The organism is Streptomyces sp. NPDC050423 (genome assembly GCF_040655445.1).
GTDB lineage: Bacteria > Actinomycetota > Actinomycetes > Streptomycetales > Streptomycetaceae > Streptomyces.
Genome location: NZ_JBFAJY010000025.1, coordinates 87907 through 112086 on the forward strand (window position 1 = coordinate 87907; position 24180 = coordinate 112086).

The window sequence follows — 24180 nt, forward strand, 5'->3', positions numbered from 1 at the left end:
TTACTTCGCGCCGGTGTCCCTCGCGACCGAGTCCGTGGCCTCGGCCTTCTCCTTCGCGGGCGCGGCCGGCTTGCGGAGCTGGATGTTCAGCTCGCGCAGCCGGGTCTCGTCCAGCACCGTGGGCGCGCCCATCATCAGGTCCTGGGCGTTGCCGTTCAGCGGGAAGGCGATCGTCTCGCGGATGTTGGGCTCGTCGGCCAGCAGCATCACGATGCGGTCGACACCCGGGGCGATGCCACCGTGCGGGGGGGCGCCGAGGCGGAAGGCGCGGAGCATGCCCGCGAACTCGTGCTCGACGGTCTCGCGGTCGTAACCGGCGATCTCGAAGGCCTTGAGCATCAGCTCGGGCTCGTGGTTGCGGATGGCGCCGGAGGACAGCTCGATGCCGTTGCAGACGATGTCGTACTGCCAGGCGAGGATGTCGAGCGGGTCCTTCTCCTCAAGGTCCTTCAGGCCGCCCTGGGGCATCGAGAAGGGGTTGTGCGAGAAGTCGATCTTCCCGGTGTCCTCGTCCTTCTCGTACATCGGGAAGTCGACGATCCAGCAGAACCGGAACACGCCGTCCTCGAAGTGACCGGCACGCCTGGCCGCCTCGACGCGGACGACCGACATGATCTTGGAGACCTCGTCGAACTCGCCGGCGCCGAAGAACACGGCGTGGCCGGGGACCAGGGAGAGCCGCTCGGTGAGGGTCTTGACGTCCGTCTCGGTGAGGAACTTGGCGATCGGACCCGCCAGCTTGCCGTCCTCGCCGACCCGGACCCAGGCGAGGCCCTTGGCGCCGTGCTCGACGGCGTAGTCGCCGAGGCCGTCGAAGAACTTCCGGGACTGGCCCGCGGTGTCCGGCACCGGGAGGGCGCGGACGTGCTTGCCGGCGAAGGCCTTGAACTCCGAGTCCGCGAAGACGTCGGAGATGTCGACGAGCTCCAGCTTGGCGCGCAGGTCCGGCTTGTCGTTGCCGTACTTCAGCATCGACTCGCGGAACGGGATGCGCGGGAAGGGCGAGGTGACGTGGCGGCCGTTGCCGAACTCCTCGAAGAGCTCGGTCATCAGCTTCTCGATCGGGCGGAAGACGTCCTCCTGCTCGACGAAGGACATCTCGACGTCGAGCTGGTAGAACTCGCCGGGCGAGCGGTCGGCACGGGCGTCCTCGTCGCGGAAGCACGGCGCGATCTGGAAGTAGCGGTCGAAGCCGGAGATCATCAGCAGCTGCTTGAACTGCTGCGGGGCCTGCGGCAGCGCGTAGAACTTGCCGGGGTTCAGCCGGGACGGGACGACGAAGTCACGGGCGCCCTCGGGAGAGGTCGCGGTGAGGATCGGTGTCGCCATCTCGTTGAAGCCGAGGGCCACCATCTTGGCGCGGATCGCGGCGATGACGGACGAGCGCAGCATGATGTTGCGGTGCATGCGCTCGCGGCGCAGGTCGAGGAAGCGGTACTCCAGGCGCCGCTCCTCGTTGACCCCGTCCTCGGCGTTGATCGTGAAGGGGAGCGGGGCGGCCTCGCCCAGCACCTCGACCTCGGTGACCTCGATCTCGATCTCGCCGGTCGGCAGCTCCGGGTTGACGTTGTCCGCGCCGCGGGCGGAGACCTTGCCGTCGATCCGTACGACGGTCTCCTTGGTGAGCTTCGCCAGGGCGTCGTTGCCGGGGGTGCCGGGGCGGGCGACGAGCTGCACCAGACCGTAGTGGTCGCGCAGATCGATGAAGAGGATGCCACCCAGGTCTCGGCGATTGTGCAGCCAGCCGCTCAGCCGGACGTCGGTGCCGACGTCAGAGGCGCGGAGCTCGCCGCAGGTGTGGGACCTGTACCGATGCATCGTCGTTCATCCAGTCTTCGCGGTTGGGGGCGGATACAGCCACCCCAGGCTACCGCCCGCGACCGGACCGTTTCATTGCCATGGCCCGCGACAGGACCACCTGAAGGCCAGGGCGGCGCGACCCTCGGTGGCGTTCGGGACGCACATCTTCCTAAAGTGGGGCAATGCGCACCGAGGATGTCCTGGCCGCGACCGCGACCGGTCTTTGGCGCTGGGACAACAGAGCCGGGACGGTCACGCTCGACGCGGAGGCGGCCCGGCTGCTGGAGCTGCCCTCCGAGGAGGGCGTCTTCCGCGAGTCGGAGGTGCGCTCCCGCTTCCATCCCGTCGACTGGAACGAGATCCACGGGGTGGTCAACCTGGCCGTCGCCGAGGGCACGCTCGCCGAGGCCCGGCTGCGGATCGTGGACGAGCACGGGCGCGTACTGCGTACCGTGCGCACCCGTTCCAGGCCGCTCCGGCCCGTGGAGGGCGGCGACGTGGACGTGATGGACGGCTCCCTGGACTACGTGCTGGTCGGCACCCTCCAGGAGGTCGCCGATCCGCCGCCGGGCGCCGTCGGGGCACAGAACAGGATCACCGGCGACTGGCGCCGGTCCCGGGAGGCGTTCCTGCTGGACGCGGGGCGGGCGCTGGCCGAGGCCCGGTCGACGGCGGAGGTGCTGCGGGTCGCCTACTCGCTCTCCATGCCCGGATTCTCGCCGGACGGACTCGCGGTCTTCGGGGTCGAGGGCGAACGGCTGACGATCGTCGGGCAACACGGTCACACCACGGGCGACGAGGGACCGTTCAACGACATGCCGCTGGAGACCGACTATCCGGCCGCGGAGGTCGTACGGACGGGGCGGGCGATCTATCTGCCCAGCCCCGAGGAGTACTACCGCCGCTACCCGGCCACCTGGCCGCTGGCCCGGCGGTTCGGGCGCCGCTCCTGGGCCTTCCTGCCGCTGATCGTGGCGGGGCGCACGATGGGCGCCTGGATGGCCGGCTTCCGGCATCCGGTGTCGTTCTCGCCGGACGAGCGGTCCGTGCTGACGACGGTGGCCCGGATGCTCGCGCAGGCGCTGGCCCGCGCCGGGATCGCCGAGACCGAGCGGGAGCTCTCGCAGGTGCTCCAGCGCACGATGATGCCGTCCCTGGTGCCCAGCATCCCGGGGATGACGGTGGCCGCCCGCTACGTGCCGACCGGGGGCGGGCTCCAGGTCGGCGGTGACTGGTACGACATGATTCCGCTCCCCAACGGCCGTGTCGCCCTCGTCATCGGTGACGTCCAGGGCCACGACGTGCGGGCCGCGGGGCTGATGGGTCAGTTGCGGATCGCCCTGCGCGCGTACGCCTCCGAGGGGCACCGTCCGGACGCGGTGCTCGCGCGGGCCTCGCGCTTCCTCTCCGGGCTCACCGACGCCTACGAGGACGGGGAGCACACCGGGCCGCGCTTCGCGACGTGCCTGTACGCGGAGGCGGATCCGGACACCGGCACCCTCGACATCGCGCGGGCGGGGCACCCCGACCCCGTGGTGATGACGGCGGACGGGACTGCGGTCATCCGGCAGACCGCGGGCGGGCTGCCGCTGGGCATCGAGGCGGACACGGACTACCCGACGACCCGGTTCACCCTGGAGGCCGGCGAGACGATCATGCTCTGCACGGACGGGCTGATCGAGACCGGCGGGCACGACCTGGCCACCGGCTGGGTCCGGCTCCGGCCGCTCCTGGAGCAGCACACCGGCGATCTGGAGAAGCTCGCGGACGCCCTGGTGCAGGCCGTGCACGGGCCGGCCTCGCACTACACGACGGGTGCCCTCTCGGACCGCCGCGAGGACGACGTCGCGGTGCTGCTGCTGCGCCGCGAGGGCCCCGCGGACCGGTCGACCGCGCCGCGGCGGACGGCGCTGACCATCGCCCAGGCCGAACCGGAGCGGATCTCGGCGGCCCGGCAGCAGGTGCGCGAGATGCTGCACGACTGGGCGGACCCGGAGCAGGTCGACTCGGCGGTGCTGATGATCTCCGAGATGGCCACGAACGTGCTGGTCCACACGGACGGCGACGCGCTGATGGTCGCCCAGGCCAGCGGGGAGCACGGGGAGCGGCTGCTGCGGGTGGAGGTGGCCGACTGCAGCGACGAACTGCCGCACAAACGGCGGCCCGGCGAGATGGCGTCCAGCGGGCGGGGGCTGGTGCTGATGGAGTTGCTCGCCGACGCGTGGGGGGTGGATCCGCGGGGTGAGGGCAAGTCGATCTGGTTCGAGCTGTACGAGTCGGTGGAGCCGGTGGAGCTGGTGGAGGCGGAGCCGGTTCCCGAGCCCGAGCCGTAGCCGGGAGGCCCGGCGCGCCCAGGACGTGGTGCGCCGGGGCCCCCGGTGCGAGGGTTCCGTCCTCAAACGCCGGACGGGCTGGGTGGGGCGTCCGGCGGGCCGGGCGGTGCGGTGGGTGCGTCCGGGGCGGGGTCCGCGCCGGCTGTCGCGTCCGGTGGGGGCAGACGTCCGTTGCGCAGTTCGCCGAGGATGCCGAAGGCCGCGGCGCACACCGGGACCGCGAGCAGCATCCCCAGCAGGCCCGCCACGCTCGCGCCCGCCGTCAGCGCGATCATGATCGTGGCGGGGTGCATCTGGACCGTACGGCTCTGGATCACCGGCTGGAGGATGTGGCCCTCCAGCACCTGCACGGCGAGCACCACCCCGAGCGCCCAGAGCGCGATCACGAAACCCCGGTCCGCGAGCGCCACCAGCACCGCCACGGCGCCGGAGAGGAAGGCCCCGAGATACGGGATGTAGGCGCCGACCAGCACCAGCGCGCCCAGCCCCACCGCACCGGGCACGCGCAGGATCAGCAGCCCGACCGTGATGCAGACGGCATCGATGAGCGCGATGAACGTCGTACCGCGCATGAAGCCCTCGACGGCCTCGAACGCCCGCCGGCCCATCGCCTCGACCAGGTCGCCCGCGCCGCGCGGGGCGACGGAGTGCGCGAGGTGCGCGGCCCGGTCGGAGTCGCGCAGGAAGAAGAAGGTCAGCAGGAGCGCGAGCACGCTCGTGGCGACGAGCGAACCGATCAGGCTGATGCCGGTCAGCAGCCCGCCCGCGGCGCTCGCGCCGAACTTCTCGACGAGCTGCTTGGCGTTGCCGGCCAGATCGTCCACGTTCGTGTTGCCCGCGATCCCGAAGTGGTCGACGACCCACTGACCGGCGTCCTTCAGCGACTGGACGATATGGCCGCCGGTGTCGATCAGCGCGGTGACGACGATGTAGCCGGCGCCGCCGACCACCGCGACGAGGAGGACGCAGGTGAATCCGGCCGCCACCGAACGGTTCACCCCGTGCGCGGTCAGCCTGCGGTGGACCGGACCGAGCAGCGCCGTACCGAGCAGCGCGAGCAGGACGGGCGTGACGGCGGTCTTGAGGGCGACGCACAGCCAGATGGCCACCGCGGCGACGCCGGTGACCAGCAGCACGACACCGCACCAGGCGGCCAGCCGCCGCGCACCGATGGGCAGGAGGGGCTTCCGGTTCTGCACCCTCCCACCCGATCACGCCGCGGGGGCGGTGTCCCGCCCGCGCCGCCGTACGAGTGACGAACCGTCATGCGGCGGCGCGGCTCACATCCCGTGGACGGCGGGCACGGTGCCGAGGCGGCCGGCCTGGAAGTCCTCGAAGGCCTGCTTCAGTTCGGCCTGGCTGTTCATGACGAACGGCCCGTAGTGCGCCATCGGCTCCCGGATGGGACGCCCCCCGAGGAGGACGACCTCCAGTTCCGGGGTGTTGCCGTCCTGCTGCTCGTCCGCGCGGACGGTCAGCGAGGAGCCGTCACCGAAGACGGCGGTCTGGCCCAGGTGGACGGGCCGGCGGTCCTCACCCACGGTGCCGCGGCCCGCGAGGACGTACGCGAGGCCGTTGAAGTCCTCGCGCCACGGCAGCGTCACCTCGGCGCCGGGGCGCACAGTGGCGTGGATCATCGTTATGGGCGTGTGGGTGGCACCGGGGCCCTCGTGGCCGTCGAGCTCGCCCGCGATCACCCGGAGCAGCGCGCCGCCGTCCGGGGAGGCGAGCAGCTGGACCTGGCCACCGCGGATGTCCTGGTAGCGCGGGGCCATCATCTTGTCGGCCTTGGGCAGGTTCACCCAGAGCTGGAGGCCGTGGAAGAGGCCGCCCGACATGACGAGCGACTCCGGCGGCGCCTCGATGTGGAGCAGCCCGGACCCGGCCGTCATCCACTGGGTGTCGCCGTTCTGGATGGTGCCGCCGCCCCCGTTGGAGTCCTGGTGCACGAAGGTGCCGTCGATCAGGTACGTGACGGTCTCGAAGCCGCGGTGCGGGTGCCAGGGGGTGCCCTTCGGCTCACCTGCCGCGTACTCCACCTCACCCATCTGGTCCATCATGATGAACGGGTCGAGGTACTTGTAGTTGATCCCCGCGAACGCGCGGCGCACGGGGAATCCCTCGCCCTCGAACCCGCTGGGCGCCGTGGTCACGGCGAGCACGGGACGGGCCACGGCGTCGGCCGAGGCGGCGACCTTGGGCAGGGTCAGCGGGTTTTCGACGGTTACTGCGGGCATGGGAGCCACCTCCGGGGACTGTTCTGCGAATAATTTAGTTGAATGGTGAACATCTAGCAAGGCGGCTTCCATTCCCGCACCGTCCGGAGCAGCGAAAAGGGCCCGTACCACTCGGCAGTACGGGCCCCTTCCGGGGAGTCGGGATCGGCGGTCAGCCGTACATGCGGCGCATCGCGAAGTCGACCATCTGCTCCACGGCCTTGGCGTCGAAGACCATGCGGTGCTCGCCCTCCATGTCCAGGACGAAGCCGTAGCCGGTGGGCAGCAGATCGATCACCTCGGCGCCGGTGATCACGAAGTACTTGGACTCCTTGCCCGCGTAGAGCCGCAGCTCCTTGAGCGTGGTGAACATGGGGATGACCGGCTGCTGGGTGTTGTGCAGCGCGAGGAAGCCCGGATTCTCACCGCGCGGGCAGTAGACCTTCGACGTCGCGAAGATCTGCTGGAAGTCCTCGGCGGCCAGCGAACCGGTGGTGAAGGCCCGTACCGCGTCGCCCAGCGAGGGCGGCGAGGGTTCGGGATACAGCGGCTGCTCGCCGTAGCCGCCACCCATCGGCTGCTGTGCGCCCTGATTCTGGTCGTAGCCGTACATGAGGCAAAGAGTAATCGGACACATCTCTGCCTTGAGGGGTTGCGTCTTATTACTGGCGGGTAGCATCATCGTAGAGGTCAGCTGATACGTCTGGGCCCGGCCAGGTCCCCGACCGCCCGGCAGACCGGTATCCGCGAGCCCGTCGCCCGATCCTCACCCTCCACGGGGCGCTGCGCGCCACTGCTATTGATTACGGAGCCTTCCCATGGGGCACTACAAGTCGAATCTCCGCGACATCGAGTTCAACCTCTTCGAGGTCCTCGGGCGCGACAAGCTGTACGGCACCGGACCGTTCGCGGAGATGGACGTCGAGACCGCGAAGAGCATCCTCGACGAGGTCGCCCGCCTCGCGGAGAACGAGCTCGCCGATTCCTACGCCGACGCCGACCGCAACCCCCCGGTCTTCGACCCGGAGACCAGCACCGCACCGGTCCCGGAAAGCTTCAAGAAGTCCTACCAGGCCTTCATGGACTCCGAGTACTGGCGCCTGGGCCTCCCCGAGGAGATCGGCGGCACGACCTCCCCGCGCTCCCTGATCTGGGGTTACGCGGAGCTGCTGCTCGGCGCCAACCCGGCCGTGTGGATGTACTCCTCCGGCCCGGCCTTCGCCGGTATCCTCTTCGACGAGGGCAACGAGGCGCAGAAGAAGATCGCCGAGATCGCCGTCGAGAAGCAGTGGGGCTCGACGATGGTGCTGACCGAGCCGGACGCCGGTTCCGACGTCGGCGCGGGCCGCACGAAGGCCGTCGAGCAGGAGGACGGCTCCTGGCACATCGAGGGCGTGAAGCGCTTCATCACCTCGGGCGAGCACGACATGTCCGAGAACATCATTCACTACGTACTGGCCCGCCCCGAGGGTGCGGGACCGGGCACCAAGGGCCTCTCGCTCTTCATGGTCCCGAAGTTCCACTTCGACTGGACCACCGGCGAGCTGGCCGAGCGCAACGGCGTGTACGCGACGAACGTCGAGCACAAGATGGGCCTCAAGGCGTCCAACACCTGCGAGATGACGTTCGGTGACCAGCACCCCGCCAAGGGCTGGCTGATCGGTGACAAGCACGACGGCATCCGCCAGATGTTCCGCATCATCGAGTTCGCCCGCATGATGGTCGGCACGAAGGCCATCGCGGCGCTCTCGACGGGCTACCTGAACGCGCTGGAGTACGCCAAGGAGCGCGTCCAGGGCACCGACCTGTCGCAGTTCATGGACAAGACGGCCCCCAAGGTCACCATCACGCACCACCCCGACGTGCGCCGCTCGCTCATGACGCAGAAGGCGTACGCCGAGGGCATGCGCTCCCTCGTGCTGTACACCGCCTCCGTCCAGGACGCGATCCAGGAGAAGGAGGCCGCGGGCGAGGACGCGAAGGCGCTGCACGGCCTCAACGACCTGCTGCTCCCGATCGTGAAGGGCTACGGCTCGGAGAAGTCGTACGAGCAGCTGGCGCAGTCGCTCCAGACGTTCGGCGGCTCCGGGTACCTCCAGGAGTACCCGATCGAGCAGTACATCCGTGACGCCAAGATCGACACGCTGTACGAGGGCACGACGGCGATCCAGGGCCAGGACTTCTTCTTCCGGAAGATCGTCCGCGACCAGGGCGCCTCGCTCAACACGCTGTCCGAGGAGATCAAGAAGTTCCTCTCGGGCGCCCAGGGCAACGAGGAGCTGTCCGGCGCGCTGGACTCGCTCGCCAAGGCCGCCGTGGACCTGGAGGCGATCGTCGGCACGATGATCACCGACCTCACCGCGACCGGCGAGGACGTGAAGAACATCTACAAGGTGGGCCTGAACACCACCCGCCTGCTGCTGGCCTCCGGTGATGTCGTCGTCGGCTACCTGCTGCTCAAGGGCGCGACCGTGGCCGCCGAGAAGCTGCCGACCGCCGCGGCGAAGGACGTCGCCTTCTACCGGGGCAAGATCGCCGCCGCGAAGTTCTTCGCCGCGAACGTCCTGCCCGGTGTCGGCGCCGAGCGCGCGCTGGCCGAGTCCGTCGACAACTCCCTGATGGAGCTGGACGAGGCCGCGTTCTAGGTTTCACCGCTCAGGACCGTCAACACGCACCGCCACCCGGACACGCTTTCGGGTGGCGGTGCTGTCGTATGGGCTGGGTACGCTGAGTACAGGTCCGAGAATCCCGTTCATGGGAGGAACCATGACTGCCGAGGCACTGCCCGAAGCGTCGCAGCTGCGCCGCGACGATTCCAAGTGGCCGGTCCCGCCTGAGGACGGCTACACCGTGGACGAATTCTTCACGCTTGACCTCCCGCCGCACACAGAGCTGATCGACGGGAGCCTGGTTTTCGTGAGTCCGCAGCGAGAATTTCACACGCTGGTGATGGACCTGCTGGTCAACGGTCTGCGAGTGCATGTTCCAGAAGATCTGCGTGTCCGCCGAGAGATGGCGGTCGTCCTGAGCAAGAGGACCGCCCCCGAACCAGACATTGTCCTGGTCAAGGCCGAAGCCATCACGAGCCTTCGCCAGACCCGCTACCAGGCCGCCGACATCCTGCTCGCCGTCGAGGTCGTCTCGCCCGACTCCGAGGACCGCGACCGTGACACCAAGCCGCACAAGTACGCGGCCGCGGGCATCCCGCACTTCTGGCGGGTCGAGATGACCGGCGAGCACGACCGGCCCGCGGTGTGGACGTACGAGTACGACGCGATGTGCAAGACCTACACCTCCACCGGCGTCCACCGCGACCGGCTCAAGCTCTCGGTGCCGTACGACATCGATATCGATCTGACGGCGATCGACAAGCTGTAGCGGCCGTACCCCGCCCCTTCCTATGATCGGGACCCGGTTCCGAGGGGGAGGTCGGCGCATGAGTCGTCCGGGCAAGCGGTGGTACGTGCGGGGCATGGCGGGCGGCGCGGCGGCGCTGCTGCTCGCGGGGTGCGGCGGTGGCGGCGGGGACAGTGCCGCGAAGGCGCTCGGGAAGGCGGAGGTCGCCTCGGTCCTGCCGGACGCGAAGGCGGTGCCCGGCTGGCGGACCGCGATGAAGCCGCAGGCCGAGGCACGGAACCCGGAGCTCCCTCCGCCGGCCTGCGTGACCACGTCGAAGAAGAAGCACCGGACGGCCTGCGACCCGGTCACCTTCTGGGGCGCATCGGCCTACGTGCGAGAGTCCGACGCCGCCTCGCTGAACTTCTGGACGCTCGCGTACGAGGACGAGAAGACGGCCGGCGCCGCCTATGACGCGCTCGCCGAGTACTACGGCGGGGACCGGGTCGGCGTGGACGCGGTGCCGGTGCCGATCGGGGAGCCGGGCCAGGAGCGGGTGTCCAACCGTGCGAAGACCGGCACGATGGGCGGGCCCGCCACCCTCACGCAGGTCCGGGTCGGCACGACGGTGCTCGGCGTCAGCACCGGCTCCCAGGGCACCTCGGCCCTCTCCGACGATCAGGTCAAGGCCCTCGCCGCCATGTTCGCCGAGCGCGCCCGGCAGGCGCAGGACGGCGACAGGCCCTCCGCGGCGCTGCCCGGACGGTAGCCGCGTCGCACCGGGGGATGACGGTGAATCCTCGTGCACGGGCCTGGTTACAGTGAAGAACATGAGTTCTTCCCTCCGCTTCGACCGCGGGCACACCGACGATCTGATGGCCTTCCTGATGGCCGGCCCCTCCCCCTACCACGCCGTGGCCGCCGCTGCGTCGAGGCTGGAGAAGGCCGGTTTCCGGCAGGTCGAGGAGACGGCGGCCTGGGACGGGACCAGCGGCGGCAAGTACGTCCTGCGCGGCGGCGCGATCGTGGCCTGGTACGTGCCCGGGGGCGCCGAGGCGCACACCCCGTTCCGGATCGCCGGGGCGCACACCGACTCGCCGAACCTGCGCGTGAAGCCCAAGCCCGACACGGGCGCCTACGGCTGGCGGCAGATCGCCGTGGAGGTCTACGGCGGCACGCTCCTCAACACCTGGCTCGACCGGGACCTCGGCCTCGCCGGGCGGATCTCGCTGCGCGACGGCACGCACCGGCTGGTCGACATCGACCGGCCGCTGCTGCGCGTCCCGCAGCTGGCGGTGCACCTGGACCGGACGGCCAACCCCGACGGCCTCAAGCTCGACCGCCAGAAGCACATGCAGCCGATCTGGGGCCTCGGCGACGTGGCGGAGGGCGACCTCATCCGGTTCGTCGCCGAGGAGGCGGGCGTCGACGCCGAGGACATCACCGGCTGGGACCTGATGCCGCACCCCGTCGAGGCGCCGTCCTACCTGGGCCGTGACCGCGAGCTGGTGGCCGGGCCCCGGATGGACAACCTGCTCTCGGTGCACGCGGCGGTCGCGGCGCTCGCCGCCGTCGCCGGACAGCCCGACGCGGAGATCCCGTACATCCCGGTGCTGGCCGCATTCGACCACGAGGAGAACGGCTCGCAGTCCGACACCGGCGCGGACGGACCGCTGCTCGGCACGGTCCTGGAGCGCTCGGTGTTCGCCCGCGGCGGTACGTACGAGGACCGCGCCCGCGCCTTCGCCGGCACCGTCTGCCTCTCCTCCGACACCGGCCACGCGATCCACCCCAACTACGGCGAGCGGCACGACCCGACGCACCACCCGGTCGTCAACGGCGGACCGATCCTCAAGGTCAACGTCAACATGCGGTACGCGACCGACGGCAGCGGCCGGGCCGTGTTCGCGTCGGCGTGCGAGAAGGCGGGCGTGCCGTGGCAGACGTTCGTCTCCAACAACTCGATGCCGTGCGGCACCACGATCGGCCCGATCACCGCCGCCCGGCACGGCATCCAGACCGTCGACATCGGCGTGGCCATCCTGTCGATGCACAGCGCCCGTGAGCTGTGCGGCGCCGACGACCCGCATCTGCTGGCGACCGCGCTGGCGTCGTTCCTCGCGGGCTGACCCGGGCGCCGACCGCCCCGCGCACACATGGTCGTTGCCGGGCCGGGTACCCGCTGCGTACACGCCCCGGAGCTTCCGGGGCGTCGAGGAGGCGGAACTCATGGGACTCGGAGGATGCATCATTCTCATCGGTGCGGGGGCGGTACTCGCGTTCGCGACCGACTGGGAGATGGACAGCGTCAACGTCGACATGGTCGGCTGGATCATGATGATCGTCGGCGTCATCGGCGTCTTCGTCTACGCGAGCGTCATGCGGCGCCGCCGCATGGTCGTTCCCCCCACCACCACAGTGGTTTCCGAGGACGAACGCCGCCTGTGACCCGACCGGGTGCGCCCGCCGGACCGGGCGCACCCCCTCCCCACCCGCTGGGAAAGCCCGATATTCTGGGACCTTGTCCGTGACCCGGCACCGGGCGCGTCATGCCCGGAAGGGGAGCCGCTCGTGGAGTTCCGGCTGCTCGGCACCGTCTGCGTCGACACGCTGACCGGGCCGCTGCCCCTCGGCCCCGCCAAACGCCGCAGCCTGCTCGCCGCCCTGCTGCTGCGCGCCAACACCCCCGTGTCCGTGGCCCGGCTGACGGACTGCCTGTGGGACGACGCCCCTCCGCTGCACGCCCGCACGGTCGTCCAGGGCCACGTGTCCCGGCTGCGCGCCCTGCTGACGGGCGCGGACGCGGAGGCGTACGGGGTCGAGCTGGCGACGCTCGGCGACGCGTACGTGCTGCGGGTGCCGGAGACCCTGCTGGACTCCCAGCGGTTCGAGGAACTGCTGATGCTGGCCCGGGAGCAGCGCAGCCCCGCCGACAGCGTGCTGATGCTGAAGGAGGCCCTGTCGCTGTGGGAGGGGCCGGCGCTCACCGGTACGTACCCCAGCGCACCGCTCCAGGCGGCCGCGCACGCACTGGAGGAGTCCCGGCTCACGACGGTCGAGCAACTGGCCCGCGCCTACGCCGTGCTGGGCGAACACCACCGGGCGGCGGCGGTGTTGCGGGCCGAGGCCGTGGCCCATCCGATGCGGGAGTCGCTGGCGGCGGCCCTGATGACGGCGCTGCACCGGTCGGGGCGCCAGTCGGAGGCCCTGGACTGGTTCCACAGCACGCGGCGGCTGCTCGCCGACGAGCTGGGCATCGACCCCGGACGCGAACTGACGGACGCGTACGCGCAGATCCTGCGTGGCGCCCCCGACCCCGAACCCGAACCGGGCACGGCGCCGGCGCCGGGGGACGGCCCTGTGGTCGTTGCGCCGGGCGCCACCGGGGCCGGTACCTCAGGCGCCACCGAGGCCGGTACCTCAGGCGGCACCGGGAGCGGCGACCCCCACCCCGCCGATCTGCTGCCCCGGGCCCCCCGCGGCTTCCAGGGCCGGGCGGCCGAGCTGGCCGCGCTCTCCCGGGCGGCGGCCGGCGAGGCGCCCGTCTGCCTGGTCACCGGACCGGCCGGGGTGGGCAAGACCGCGCTGGCCCTGCACTGGGCGCGCCGCTCCCCCGCCGCGTTCCCGGACGGCCGGCTCTTCGCCGATCTGCGCGGGTTCGGCGACACGGGGGAGCCGACGCCGCTGGAGGTTCTGCGCGAGTTCCTGCTCGCGCTCGGCGTCGCGTCCCGCCGGGTCCCGGAGTCGGCCCAGGGCGCCGCCGCGCTGTTCCGCTCGCTGACCGACCGGCGCAGCCTGCTCGTCGTCCTCGACAACGCCCGCGAATCGGCCCAGGTCAGGCCGCTGCTGCCGGGCGGCACCGACTGCGTCACGCTGGTCACCAGCAGGCACCGGCTGGACGGGCTCATCGCCTCGGACGCCGCCCGTCCGGTACCGCTGGACGTGCTCGAACCGCCGGACTGCACCGCCCTGCTGGCCGGGGTGCTCGGTGAGGAGCGGGTGCTCGCCGAACCGGTGGCGGCCCGCCGGCTGGCCGAGCTGTGCGGCGGCCTGCCGCTCGCCCTGCGGGTCACGGCGGCCCGGCTGGCGGGCCGCCCGCACCGGACGCTCGCGGGGACGGCCGACGAACTGGCCGACGAGCGCAGCCGGCTGACGTATCTCGACGTGGAGGACACCGGGGTCTCCGCCGCGCTGCGGCTGACCGTGCAGCACCTGCCGCCGGACGCCGTCCACCACTTCGCCCGGCTCGGCCACCACCCCGGCAGCCACTTCGACCCGTACACCGCCGCCGCGCTCGCGGGCAGCGACCCGGTCGTCGCCGCGGCGGCGCTGGAACGGCTCGCCGCCGCCCACCTCGTCGGCGAGACGAGCCCCGGGCGCTGGGTGCTGCACGATCTGGTGCGCCTCTACGCCCGCGGCCTCGATCCCGCGTCCCGGCCCGACGCCCTCCTCGGCGTCCTGGACCACTGCATCGCGACCGCGCTCGCCGCCGCCGACACCGCCGAACCGGGCGGCGAGCCCTGCTTCGTCCTGCCGGACGGCTACCGGCGGCCGACCGCAGTGAGGGATTTCACCGACCGGGCCGAGGCGATGAGCTGGCTGGCCACCGAGCGCGAGGACCTGTCCCTGGCGGCTGCGGCAGCCCACGCCGCCGGTCTCGACGACCGCACCTGGCGGATCATCCTGCTCCAGTGGCCCCATGTGGTGTGGCGGGCCCGGGACGGCTGGGCCCCGGTGCTGCAACTGGCGCTGGACGCGGCGGTCGCGCGGAGCGACCCGTACGCCGAGTCGCGGGTGCGCAATCTGCTGGGCTGGGTGCTCTCGGAAGAGGGCAGGACCACCGAGGCCGAGACGATGCTGAAGCCCTCGCCCGGTCTGGCGCGGCGGGCCGGGGACCGGCTCGGCGAGGCGACGGCCCTGATCAACCTGGCGATCGTCCACGCCGAACAGGGCGGTCCGGACGAGGCGCTGGAGGGCTGCGGGCAAGCCCTCGCGCTGGCCAGGCAGGAGGGCGACGCGCACACCGAGACGCTCGCCCTCCAGCACCTCGCCCGGATGCAGCTCTCGGCCGGCCGCCCGCGGGACGCCCTGGACTCCGCCCGTACCGCATTCGATCTGGGTCCCGAGCAGGAGGAGGCCGCCCGTCGCGTGCTCCTGCTGGCCGTCAGCGGCGAGGCGCACCTGGCGCTCGGCACGGAGGACGAGGGCATCCGGCTGCTGGACCTGGCAGCCGCGGAGGCGGAGCGCGCCGGGTACGACGAGGGCGTGGTGCAGTCACTGGAGGCGCTGCTGCGGGTGACGTCGGGGACGGAGTACGTGCGGCGGTACGAACAGGCGGTACGGCGGCTCACCGACGACGGGTGACCGGCGTCAGCGGAACGTTAGCCGCACGGCAGCCGAACGTGAGCGGCACCCGGAAGACTCATGGTTGTCAACCGGGCGGGCGCGACTCACCAACGCGCCGGTCCCTCGCCTTACCGTCCACACGGGGGAAACCACATGTCTGCCTTCCGCTACCGCACCACGGCCCTGGCCGCCACGACCACCGCCGTACTCGCCCTGGCGCTCACCGCCTGCGGCGGCAGTAACAGCGGCACCGGCACCAAGGCGGAGGGCACGGCGAGCAATTCCGCGCCGGCGTCCGCCGCCAAGTCCGAGGACGGCACCGCCACCAAGGCCGACGCCGCCAAGACCCCCGTGACCGCCAAGGGCGGCAGCACCGGCGGCGGTGCGGCGAAGGGCACCACCGGGTCCGCGAGCACCCCGCTCTGCACCACCAAGGACGTCAGGATCAGCGCCGCCACCCAGGACGGCCCGCCGTACACGCACATCGTCCTGACGGCGAAGAACACCTCGGGCCACAAGTGCGAGATGAAGGGCTTCCCGGAGATCCAGTTCCTGGAGAGCCACAAGCAGAACATCCCGTCGGTCGCCAAGAGCAAGCCCGAGGCCCGCATCGTGCTCGACGCCGGCGCACCGGCGTACGCGCTGGTGAAGCTGTCGGACGGCGGCGCCGACGAGGACGTCGAGCCCGTGACCGCGTTCGCCGTGTGGCTCCAGGGCGGCGACGGCCAGGCCACCGTGCGGGCACCCGGCGCCGAGGGCATCGCCGTCGACCCGGCGAAGTACAAGACCGGCTACTGGACGTACGAGCTGCGCAACGGCGCCGACGACTTCTGAACCGCTCGTCCCCGTCCCCTCCGGACCGCTGTCAGCTCTGCTCGTCCATCCCCGCGAGCACGAGCGGCAGCCGGGGCGTCCCCTCCGCGACGACGCGGACGGGGACGCCCCAGTCCTGTTGGTGGACATGGCAGGCCGGGTACTCGTTCGCGGGATCGTCGTCGCAGGACGCGGCCATCGCCGAGACGTGCAGGACGCCCTCGGTCACCCCGTCCGCGAGGACCAGGTCGCGGAACAGATCGGTGCCCGCGCCCTCGCCCCCGGCCAGCAGCTCCGGCGGGGTCGAGGAGACCAGCAGCCGGGTCGAGGGCCCGTACCGGGTGTCCAGCTTCTGGCCGGCGGGCGCCCGGAAGACGACGTCGAGCCGGAGGGTGCCCGGGGCGATCTCGGTGGCGACGCGCTGGGTGCGGTGCGCCTGATCGGCGACGCGTACCGCTTCCTCGGGCAGCCGCAGCCGGGTCAGCCGGTGCCGGGCGGACTCGACGACCACGAGATCGCCGTCCACCAGCACGGCGTCGCTGGGCTCGCGCAGATCCGTGGCGAGCGTGGTGACCTCACCGCTCGCCGGGTCGTAGCGGCGCAGGGCGTGGTTGTACGTGTCGCAGACGGCGACGGACCCGTCGGGCAGCGCGGTGACGCCCAGCGGGTGCTGGAGCAGCGCCTGGCCGGCGGCCCCGTCGCGGTGGCCGAAGTCGAAGAGTCCGGTGCCCACAGCGGTGTGGACGGCGCCCTCCAGGTCGACGTAGCGCAGCGCGGACGTCTCCGAGTCCGCGACCCAGAGCCGGTCGGCGGTGGCGGCGAGCCCGGACGGCTGGGCGAACCAGGCCTCGTCGCCCGGACCGTCGACCAGGCCCTCGTTCGTGGTGCCCGCCGCGACCCGCACGGTGCCGTCGGCGGGGTCGTACGTCCACAGCTGGTGCACGCCCGCCATGGCGATCCAGAGCCTGCCGCCGAACCAGGCGACGTCCCACGGCGAGGAGAGGTCGACCTCGTGGCCCGCGCCGCTGGTCGGCGCCCCCTGCCACCACTGGCGGCCGCTGCCGGCGAGGGTGGTCGTCGCACCGGTGGTGAGGTCGAGCGCGCGGATCGCGTGGTTCACCGTGTCGGCGACGGCGATCCGCCCGTCGGGCAGCACCGCCAGCCCCTGCGGCTCGCTGAACCGGACCTCCTCGGGCCCGCCGTCGGTGAACCCGCGGTCGCCGGTGCCGAAGTGGCGGCGGACGGTCTCCCCGTCCGCGTCCAGCTCGACCAGCCGGTGCCGGGTGGTGTCGGAGACCAGGAAGCCGCCGTCGGCCAGCGGCAGCGCCTTCCCGGGGAACCGCAGATGCGTCGCGACCGGCTCGGGCGCCACGTACGGCCCGTCGCCGCGGCGCAGGGTGCCCTTCGCGGCGTGCTCGGCCTCCAGCTCCTCGACCAGCTTCTCGATGGCGTGGGCGTGGCCCTCGCCCGCGTGCTGGGCGACGACATAGCCCTCGGGGTCGACGACGACGAGCGTCGGCCAGGCGCGTACGGCGTACTGCTTCCAGGTGGCGAGCTCGGGATCGTCCAGGACCGGGTGGTGCACCTCGTACCGCTCGACGGCGTCGATCACGGCCTGGTGCTCCGCCTCGTGGACGAACTTCGGCGAGTGGACGCCGATGATCACCACGGTGTCGCGGTGCTTCTCCTCCAGCTCGCGCAGCTCATCGAGGACATGCAGGCAGTTCACACAGCAGAACGTCCAGAAATCCAAGATCACAATACGTCCTCGCAGGTCAGCGAGGGTGTACTGCCGGTCGCCTGTATTGAGCCAGCCGCCCTTGCCGATCAGTTCGGGGGCTCTGACGCGCGCACGTGTTGCCATGTGAACAGTCAACATCACCGTGGCGTCCACGCATTCCACAGGTACCTCGGGGAACCTGTGAGCCATGAGACTTCTCGTACGTGAGCGACTGTTCGGCATCGGCGACGACTACTGGATCGAGGACGCGGACGGCCGCAAGGTCTTCCTCGTCGACGGCAAGGCCATGCGGGTGCGTGACACCTTCGAGTTGAAGGACGCCCAGGGCCGGACCGTCGCCGAGATCAAGCAGAAGCTGATCAGCCTGCGCGACACGATGCTGATCGAGCGGGACGGCGAGCAGCTGGCCAAGGTCAAGCGGAAGCGTCTGTCGCTGCTGCGCAACCACTACCGGGTGACGCTGGTGGACGGCACCGAGCTCGACGTCAGCGGCAAGATCCTGGACCGCGAGTTCGCGGTGGAGTACGACGGGGAGCTGCTGGCCCAGATCTCGCGCCGCTGGCTGACCATCCGGGACACGTACGGGATCGACATCGTGCGGGAGGACGCCGACACGGCCCTGTTGATCGCGGTGGCGGTGTGCGTCATCGTGCTCGCGGAGAAGGAGCACGAGGACTGAGCGGCAGCGGTGCCTGTTTCACGTGAAACAGGCACCGGTTCCGTACGGACGGGCTCCCGGCTAAGGGCTTGCAGGGAATCAAGGTGTTGCTTCCCTGCAAGCCCTTAGCGGCGAACGGCCGGCGGCGCGAGTCCCAGGCGGCGGTCCTTGAGGGCCGGGAACTGCTCGCGGGTGGCGGCGACCCGCGACGGGTCGAACTCCACGCTCAGCACCTCTTCGTCCGCGCCCGCCTCGGCGAGCACCTCGCCCCAGGGGTCGACGACGATGCTGTGCCCGGCCTGCGGGACTCCGGCGTGGGTTCCGGCGCATCCGACGGCCAGTACGTACGCCTGGTTCTCGACGGCCCGTGCCTGGGCGAGCAGCGTCCAGTGGGCGCGGCGGCGCTCGGGCCAGCCCGCCGCGACGACCAGGGTCTCGGCGCCCGCGTCGACCAGCCCGCGGAACATCTCGGGGAAGCGCAGGTCGTAGCAGGTGGCGAGGCCGATCGTGGTCTGCGGCAGGGTGAGCGTGACCAGCTCCTCGCCGGCGCCCATCATGACCGCCTCGCCCTTGTCGAAGCCGAAGCGGTGGATCTTGCGGTACGCGGCGGCCCGCTCGCCCTCGGGAGTGAAGACGAGCGTGGTGTTGTAGAGCGTGCCGTCGCCGGCCCGCTCGACGAAGGAGCCGGCGTGCAGCCAGACCCCGGCATCGGCGGCGGCCCTGGCCATCACCTCGTGGGTGGGGCCCGACAGCGGCTCGGCCTCGTCCTCGAATTCCGTGTAGGCGAAGGCTCCGACCGGCCAGAGTTCGGGCAGGACCACCAGATCCGCACCCCGCTGGGCGGCGACCAGCGAAGCCGCTCGCTCCCTGCGCGCGATGACGGATTCGTCCAGTTCTACTGCGATCTGGATGAGAGAGGCGCGCACACTACCACCGTCCTGGCATATGAGCCGTCAACACGGGCCTACGATCGTCACACGAAAGCACTGCCGGGGTGCCTGCTCGCAGCGTAGCTTGGACCGACCGAACCTCATTGCAGCTCGCAGCCCGCCGTCCGCGCCCAGTTCTCCAGCCCATGCACCGCAGAACCGCACGAGGGGTCCCGTGACCGTCCATCCCAGCCTCCAGACCTACGCCGACGCCTGGACCCATTCCATCGAGTCGATAGCCGAGCTGGTGAACCCGCTCACCGAGGGGGAGTGGAACGGCCGTACTCCATGTCCCAACTGGTCGGTGCGCGACATCGTGTCGCACATCATCGGCATGGAGTGCGAGCAGCTCGGCGACCCGCGCCCCATCCACACGCTGCCGCGCGATCTCTACCATGTGCAGAACGACTTCGCCCGCTACATGGAGATGCAGGTCGATGTGCGGCGCCACCACACCGCGCCGGAGATGACCTCCGAGCTGGAGTACACGATCATCCGCCGGGCCCGTCAGCTGCGCAACGAGACGCGTGACCCGGAGACCATGACGCGCGCACCGCTCGGCGCCGAGCAGACCCTCGAACTGGCGCTGCGGATGCGCGCCTTCGACGTCTGGGTACACGAGCAGGACCTGCGTACGACGCTGGGCAAGCCCGGCAACCTGGACTCTCCCGGTGCCGCGATCGTCCGCGACACCCTGCTGGCCGCACTGCCCAAGGTGGTCGCCAAGGACGCGGGCGCACCGCCCAACTCGGCGGTCGTGCTGGACGTGCACGGACCGGTGGAGTTCCTGCGCACCGTCCGGGTCGACGCGGAGGGCCGCGGATCGGTGGACGGCGCGCCGTCGCTGGGCCCCGCGGTGACGCTGGCGATGGACTGGGAGACGTACGTACGGCTGGCCTGCGGCCGGGTGCGGGCGAGCGCGGTCGCGGACGGCATCAAGGCCGAGGGCGACCAGGAGCTGGCCACCGCCATCCTGCAGAACTTCGCCGTCACCCCGTAGTCACGGCAACCGGCGCGCCCGCCCCACGCACCGCGGAGGGGGACGGGCGCGCCGCCGTTTCCACGGATACGCCGCCGTTTCCACGGATACGCCGCCGTTTCCACGGATACGCCGCCGTTTCCACGGATACGCCGCCGTTTCCACGGTTACGCGGGTACGTGCACGGCCTCCACCCGGCTGATCACATGGTGCTCGCGCTCCCGGTGCGCGGCCCTGGCCCGCAGCCGCAGGATCTGCACGACCCCGAGCGCCTCCAGGACGAAGACCGAGGCGAACGCGATGCGGTAGTTGTCGCCGGTCGCGTCCAGCAGCACGCCGACGGCGAACAGCGTGGTCATCGAGGCGACGAAACCGCCCATGTTGACGATCCCCGACGCGGTGCCCTGGCGCTCCGGCGGGTTGGCCGGGCGGGCGAAGTCGAAGCCGATCATCGACGCGGGTCCACAGGCGCCGAGCACCACGCACAGCGTGACCAGGAGCCACATCGGCGCACGGTCCCCGGGGTGCAGGATGACCGACGCCCACAGCAGCGCCGTCATCGCGACCGTGCCCAGCGCGAGCGGGACACGGGCCGCGTGGTGGCGGGCGATGATCTGCCCGTAGACGAGGCCGACGGCCATGTTGGAGAGCACCACCAGGGTGAGCAGCTCCCCCGCGGTCCCCCGGCTCAGCCCCTGCGCCTCGACCAGGAACGGCATCCCCCACAGCAGCAGGAACACCATGGCCGGGAACTGCGTGGTGAAGTGCACCCACATCCCGAGCCGGGTGCCGGGTTCCCGCCAGGCGGCGGCGATCTGCTTGCGCACGTACGCCCCGCCGGTGTGCTCGGCGGGCGGCGGCGCGTGCCCCTCGGGGTGGTCCTTCAGGAAGAGCAGCAGCAGGACCAGCACCACGACCCCGGCCAGCGAGCTGCCGACGAAGGTGGTGGTCCAGCCGAGGCCGTGCAGGGAGCGGGCGATCACCAGCGTAGAGACGAGGTTGCCCGCCATTCCGAAGAGCGCGGCGACCTGCCCGATCATCGGGCCGCGCCGGGCCGGGAACCAGCGCGCCCCCAGCCGCAGCACGCTGATGAACGTCATCGCGTCACCACAGCCCAGCAGGGCGCGGGAGGCCAGCGCGGCACCGTACGAGGGGGAGAGCGCGAAGCCGAGCTGCCCGAGGGTGAACAGGACGGCGCCGATGGTGAGCACCTTCTTGGTGCCCAGCCGGTCCACCATCAGGCCGACGGGTATCTGCATGCCCGCGTAGACCAGCAGCTGGAGGATGGAGAAGGTGGAGAGCGCCGAGGCGTTGACGTGGAACCGGTCGGCGGCGTCGAGCCCCGCGACGCCCAGGCTGGTCCGGAAGATGATGGCGACGAAGTAGACGGCGACCCCGATGCCCCAGACCCGGGCGGCACGCCGGCCGCCGGGCGGATCGCCGGGCAGGGACAGGGTGGGGGAGGCGGCGGAACTCACCGGTCCTCACCCCTGACCAGCACCTTGACCCGGCTCACATGACGGCGCACGACGTGCGCGGCGCCGTCCGCGTCACCGGCCCTGATCGCGTCCAGCAGCTCGCCGTGCTCGGCGATGTTGGCGGCGATCCTGCCGGGGTGGGCCTCCATGACGGCGACGCCCATCCGCAGCTGGCGGTCGCGCAGCTGGTCGTAGAGGCGGGAGAGGATCTCGTTGCCGGCGTGCCGGACGATCTCGGCGTGGAAGCAGCGGTCCTTCACCGAGACGGCAGCCAGATCGCCCGCCTCCGACATCTGCCGCTGCTCCTCCAGCAGTTCCTCCAGCCGGGCGATCAGCTTCGCCGACGCGGGCACGGCCCGGCGCACGGCGAACTCCTCGACGAGCAGCCGGGTCTCCACGACGTCCGCGATCTCCTGCGCGGAGACGGCGAGCACCAGGGCGCCCTTCTTCGGATAGAGCTTGATCAGCCCCTCCACCTCCAGCCGGAGCAGCGCCTCGCGCACGGGCGTGCGGGAGACCCCCACGGCGTTGGCGAGATCGCCCTCGGTGAGGAGCGTCCCGCCCTCGTACCGGCGGTCCAGGACCGCTTCCTTGATGTGGGTGTAGACGCGCTCGGCGGCCGGGGGCCGCTTCACGGCCGGGTGGACGGGGGACGGCGCTGGGGCGGAGGCTGGCATGCGCACAGCATAGATACAACATGTACGCATGACGGAACCGTTCCAGTATGCGGACGCCCACGGCTCGTGCGCGCCCGCGGAATCGGCGCTTCGGGATGTCCCGAGAAATCACCCTCTCGCACACCACAACCATTCATCGGTCCCATAAGTCTCATCATCGCGCGGCACCCTCATGTGGCCGCATTCCAGGGGCATTTGGAGCGTTCAACTTGAATATCGGCATTAAGGGCATAAGGCGCGTATCCGTATCCGCCACGGTGGCCCTCACCGCAGGTGCCGTCATGGCGGGCGGCGCGTTCGCCTCCACGGCACAGGCCGCCACGCCGAAGCCGCCGACGATCGTCGCCAAGGGCGGCTTCGTGATGAACAACGGCACCGGGAAGACCCTCTTCACCAAGGCCGCGGACACCCGCCGTTCGACCGGCTCGACCACGAAGATCATGACCGCCCGGGTGGTGCTGGCCCAGAAGGGCCTCAACCTGAATTCCAAGGTCACGATCCAGAAGGCGTACAGCGACTACATCGTCTCCAAGGGCGCGTCCTCGGCCCGCCTCATCGTGGGCGACAAGGTCACGGTCGGCCAGCTGCTGTACGGCCTGATGCTGCCGTCCGGCTGCGACGCCGCGTACGCCCTGGCCGACAAGTTCGGCTCCGGCTCCACGCGTGCGGCCCGGGTGAAGTCGTTCATCGGCAAGATGAACAGCACCGCGAAGACGCTCGGGCTGAAGAACACCCACTTCGACTCGTTCGACGGCATAGGGAACGGGTCCAACTACTCGACCCCGCGCGATCTGACGAAGCTCGCGAGCAGCGCGATGAAGTACACCACCTTCCGCAACGTCGTCAAGACCAAGTCGACGAAGCAGAAGGTCACGACGAAGAGCGGCGGCTACCGCTACATGTCGTGGACGAACACCAACAAGCTGCTGGGCTCCTACAGCGGCGCGATCGGTGTGAAGACGGGCTCCGGCCCGGCCGCCAAGTACTGCCTGGTCTTCGCCGCGACCCGCAAGGGCAAGACGGTCATCGGTACGGTCCTGACGGCCACGTCCGAGTCCACCCGGACCGCGGACGCGAAGAAGCTCATGGACTACGGCTTCAAGAAGTAGCCCTGCCGGGGCCTGCCAGGTCCTGCTCGGTCCTGCTCGGTCCTGCTCGGCGTCACGGAGGAGGGGTCCCGCGGAAAGTCCGCGGGGCCCCTCCTCCGTTGCCGCTCATCCTCAGGCCGGTGAGGTCGCCGCACCGCCGAGGTGCCGGGCGAGGAACCGGACGGCGCTGTCGGCCTCGAACCTGGGCATCTCCCCCTGCTTGCCCGCGTTGGCGTGCAACGTCTTCTCCGTCGAGGCGAAGGCGTCGAACAGCGCGAGGCCGGCCTCGCGCGGGATGTGCTCGTCGTCCCACTGCATGGCGAACTCGACCGGAACGGTGATCTCCTTCGCCTTCTCGGCCACGGCCTCGGACCAGTACAGACCGAAGGCCGCGGCCGTGATCCTGGGCTCGGCCGCCACGAGCGGCACTCCGGTCGCGGTGCCCATCCTGACGCCGAAGTAGCCGACCGGTCCGCCGGTCCCGATCTCCGGAAGCTCCTGGAGCGCGTCCAGGGTCGCCCGCCACTCGGGCAGGGAGAGCTCCGCCAGATGCTCGTTGTAGCGCACGACGATCGGGCCCACCGGCTCGCCCGTCGCCCACGCCTCGGACAGCGCGGCCCGCTCCTGCTCGTCGTGCGCGGTGCGCGGCCGGTCGCCGTGACCGGGCGCGTCGATGACGGCGACATGGAAGCCGCAGTGGTTCACGAGACGGTGGGCGCGGCCCGTCATCGCCGGGTGCTTCTTGTGCTTGGCGCCGTCGTGGCCGATCAGGACCAGGGGCGCGCG

The 24180-nt window shown here is 71.0% G+C and carries 20 protein-coding genes; 11 read left to right on the forward strand and 9 right to left on the reverse strand.

The features are described from left to right. Positions 1-1818, reverse strand: a complete 1818-nt coding sequence (gene aspS, locus AB0I52_RS19770; protein WP_363074245.1) for an aspartate--tRNA ligase — start codon at positions 1816-1818, stop codon at positions 1-3. Positions 1819-1982: 164 nt separating this feature from the next. Here aspS and AB0I52_RS19775 point away from each other — a divergent pair, with 164 nt between their 5' ends. Continuing rightward, complete coding sequence (locus AB0I52_RS19775; protein ID WP_363074246.1) at positions 1983-4133, forward strand: SpoIIE family protein phosphatase; 2151 nt, start codon at positions 1983-1985, stop codon at positions 4131-4133. A 62-nt stretch (positions 4134-4195) separates the two neighbouring features. Here the strand turns inward: AB0I52_RS19775 and AB0I52_RS19780 are convergent, their stop codons facing one another. The 3 genes from AB0I52_RS19780 to AB0I52_RS19790 form a co-directional block, all read right to left on the reverse strand. Continuing rightward, positions 4196-5332 carry an AI-2E family transporter gene (locus tag AB0I52_RS19780; RefSeq protein ID WP_363074248.1) on the reverse strand — a complete coding sequence of 379 codons (1137 nt, stop codon included), beginning with the start codon at positions 5330-5332 and terminating at the stop codon, positions 4196-4198. Positions 5333-5413: 81 nt separating this feature from the next. Further along, complete coding sequence (locus AB0I52_RS19785) at positions 5414-6370, reverse strand: pirin family protein (RefSeq protein WP_363074250.1); 957 nt, start codon at positions 6368-6370, stop codon at positions 5414-5416. 151 nt (positions 6371-6521) lie between these two features. After that, positions 6522-6962, reverse strand: coding sequence for an SseB family protein (locus tag AB0I52_RS19790; RefSeq protein WP_285569696.1), 441 nt, complete (start codon positions 6960-6962; stop codon positions 6522-6524). Positions 6963-7167: 205 nt separating this feature from the next. Between AB0I52_RS19790 and AB0I52_RS19795 the strand changes: the two genes are divergently transcribed. The 7 genes from AB0I52_RS19795 (at position 7168) to AB0I52_RS19825 (ending at position 15865) form a co-directional block, all read left to right on the forward strand. Next, complete coding sequence (locus AB0I52_RS19795; RefSeq protein ID WP_363074252.1) at positions 7168-8994, forward strand: acyl-CoA dehydrogenase; 1827 nt, start codon at positions 7168-7170, stop codon at positions 8992-8994. Positions 8995-9103: 109 nt separating this feature from the next. Continuing rightward, on the forward strand, positions 9104-9727 hold the full coding sequence (locus AB0I52_RS19800; protein WP_363074254.1) for a Uma2 family endonuclease: 624 nt from the start codon (positions 9104-9106) through the stop codon (positions 9725-9727). Positions 9728-9785: 58 nt separating this feature from the next. Beyond that, positions 9786-10454, forward strand: a complete 669-nt coding sequence (locus tag AB0I52_RS19805; protein WP_363074256.1) for a hypothetical protein — start codon at positions 9786-9788, stop codon at positions 10452-10454. 61 nt (positions 10455-10515) lie between these two features. Continuing rightward, on the forward strand, positions 10516-11814 hold the full coding sequence (locus AB0I52_RS19810; protein ID WP_363074258.1) for a M18 family aminopeptidase: 1299 nt from the start codon (positions 10516-10518) through the stop codon (positions 11812-11814). A gap of 100 nt (positions 11815-11914) precedes the next feature. Further along, a complete protein-coding gene (locus AB0I52_RS19815) occupies positions 11915-12133 on the forward strand; it encodes a DUF6458 family protein (protein WP_363074260.1) in 219 nt (72 codons plus the stop codon). A gap of 123 nt (positions 12134-12256) precedes the next feature. After that, on the forward strand, positions 12257-15049 hold the full coding sequence (locus AB0I52_RS19820; RefSeq protein WP_363074262.1) for a BTAD domain-containing putative transcriptional regulator: 2793 nt from the start codon (positions 12257-12259) through the stop codon (positions 15047-15049). Positions 15050-15184: 135 nt separating this feature from the next. Continuing rightward, a complete protein-coding gene (locus tag AB0I52_RS19825) occupies positions 15185-15865 on the forward strand; it encodes a DUF4232 domain-containing protein (RefSeq protein ID WP_363074264.1) in 681 nt (226 codons plus the stop codon). A gap of 31 nt (positions 15866-15896) precedes the next feature. Here the strand turns inward: AB0I52_RS19825 and AB0I52_RS19830 are convergent, their stop codons facing one another. Next, positions 15897-17708 carry an NHL domain-containing thioredoxin family protein gene (locus tag AB0I52_RS19830; RefSeq protein WP_363074266.1) on the reverse strand — a complete coding sequence of 604 codons (1812 nt, stop codon included), beginning with the start codon at positions 17706-17708 and terminating at the stop codon, positions 15897-15899. Positions 17709-17772: 64 nt separating this feature from the next. Between AB0I52_RS19830 and AB0I52_RS19835 the strand changes: the two genes are divergently transcribed. Further along, a complete protein-coding gene (locus AB0I52_RS19835) occupies positions 17773-18264 on the forward strand; it encodes an LURP-one-related family protein (RefSeq protein ID WP_363074268.1) in 492 nt (163 codons plus the stop codon). A 104-nt stretch (positions 18265-18368) separates the two neighbouring features. On the opposite strand, the gene AB0I52_RS19840 is transcribed toward AB0I52_RS19835, so the two are convergent. Beyond that, positions 18369-19169: a carbon-nitrogen family hydrolase gene (locus AB0I52_RS19840; protein ID WP_363074270.1), complete on the reverse strand. Its 801-nt coding sequence runs from the start codon at positions 19167-19169 to the stop codon at positions 18369-18371. 178 nt (positions 19170-19347) lie between these two features. Here AB0I52_RS19840 and AB0I52_RS19845 point away from each other — a divergent pair, with 178 nt between their 5' ends. Beyond that, the gene (locus tag AB0I52_RS19845; protein WP_363074272.1) at positions 19348-20172 is read left to right on the forward strand and encodes a maleylpyruvate isomerase family mycothiol-dependent enzyme; all 825 of its coding nucleotides are present in this window, start codon (positions 19348-19350) and stop codon (positions 20170-20172) included. A 146-nt stretch (positions 20173-20318) separates the two neighbouring features. Here the strand turns inward: AB0I52_RS19845 and AB0I52_RS19850 are convergent, their stop codons facing one another. Beyond that, entirely contained in the window at positions 20319-21629 is a 1311-nt protein-coding gene (locus AB0I52_RS19850; protein ID WP_363074274.1) for an MFS transporter, read from the reverse strand. Continuing rightward, positions 21626-22306: a GntR family transcriptional regulator gene (locus AB0I52_RS19855; RefSeq protein WP_363074276.1), complete on the reverse strand. Its 681-nt coding sequence runs from the start codon at positions 22304-22306 to the stop codon at positions 21626-21628. Before AB0I52_RS19855 ends, AB0I52_RS19850 begins: the two co-directional genes overlap by 4 nt. 209 nt (positions 22307-22515) lie before the next feature. Between AB0I52_RS19855 and AB0I52_RS19860 the strand changes: the two genes are divergently transcribed. Then, the gene (locus AB0I52_RS19860; protein WP_363074278.1) at positions 22516-23415 is read left to right on the forward strand and encodes a D-alanyl-D-alanine carboxypeptidase; all 900 of its coding nucleotides are present in this window, start codon (positions 22516-22518) and stop codon (positions 23413-23415) included. Between the two features lie 111 nt (positions 23416-23526). Here AB0I52_RS19860 and AB0I52_RS19865 read toward each other — a convergent pair. Then, positions 23527-24180: alpha/beta hydrolase (locus AB0I52_RS19865; protein ID WP_363074280.1), on the reverse strand; the 654-nt coding region annotated here is incomplete at its 5' end.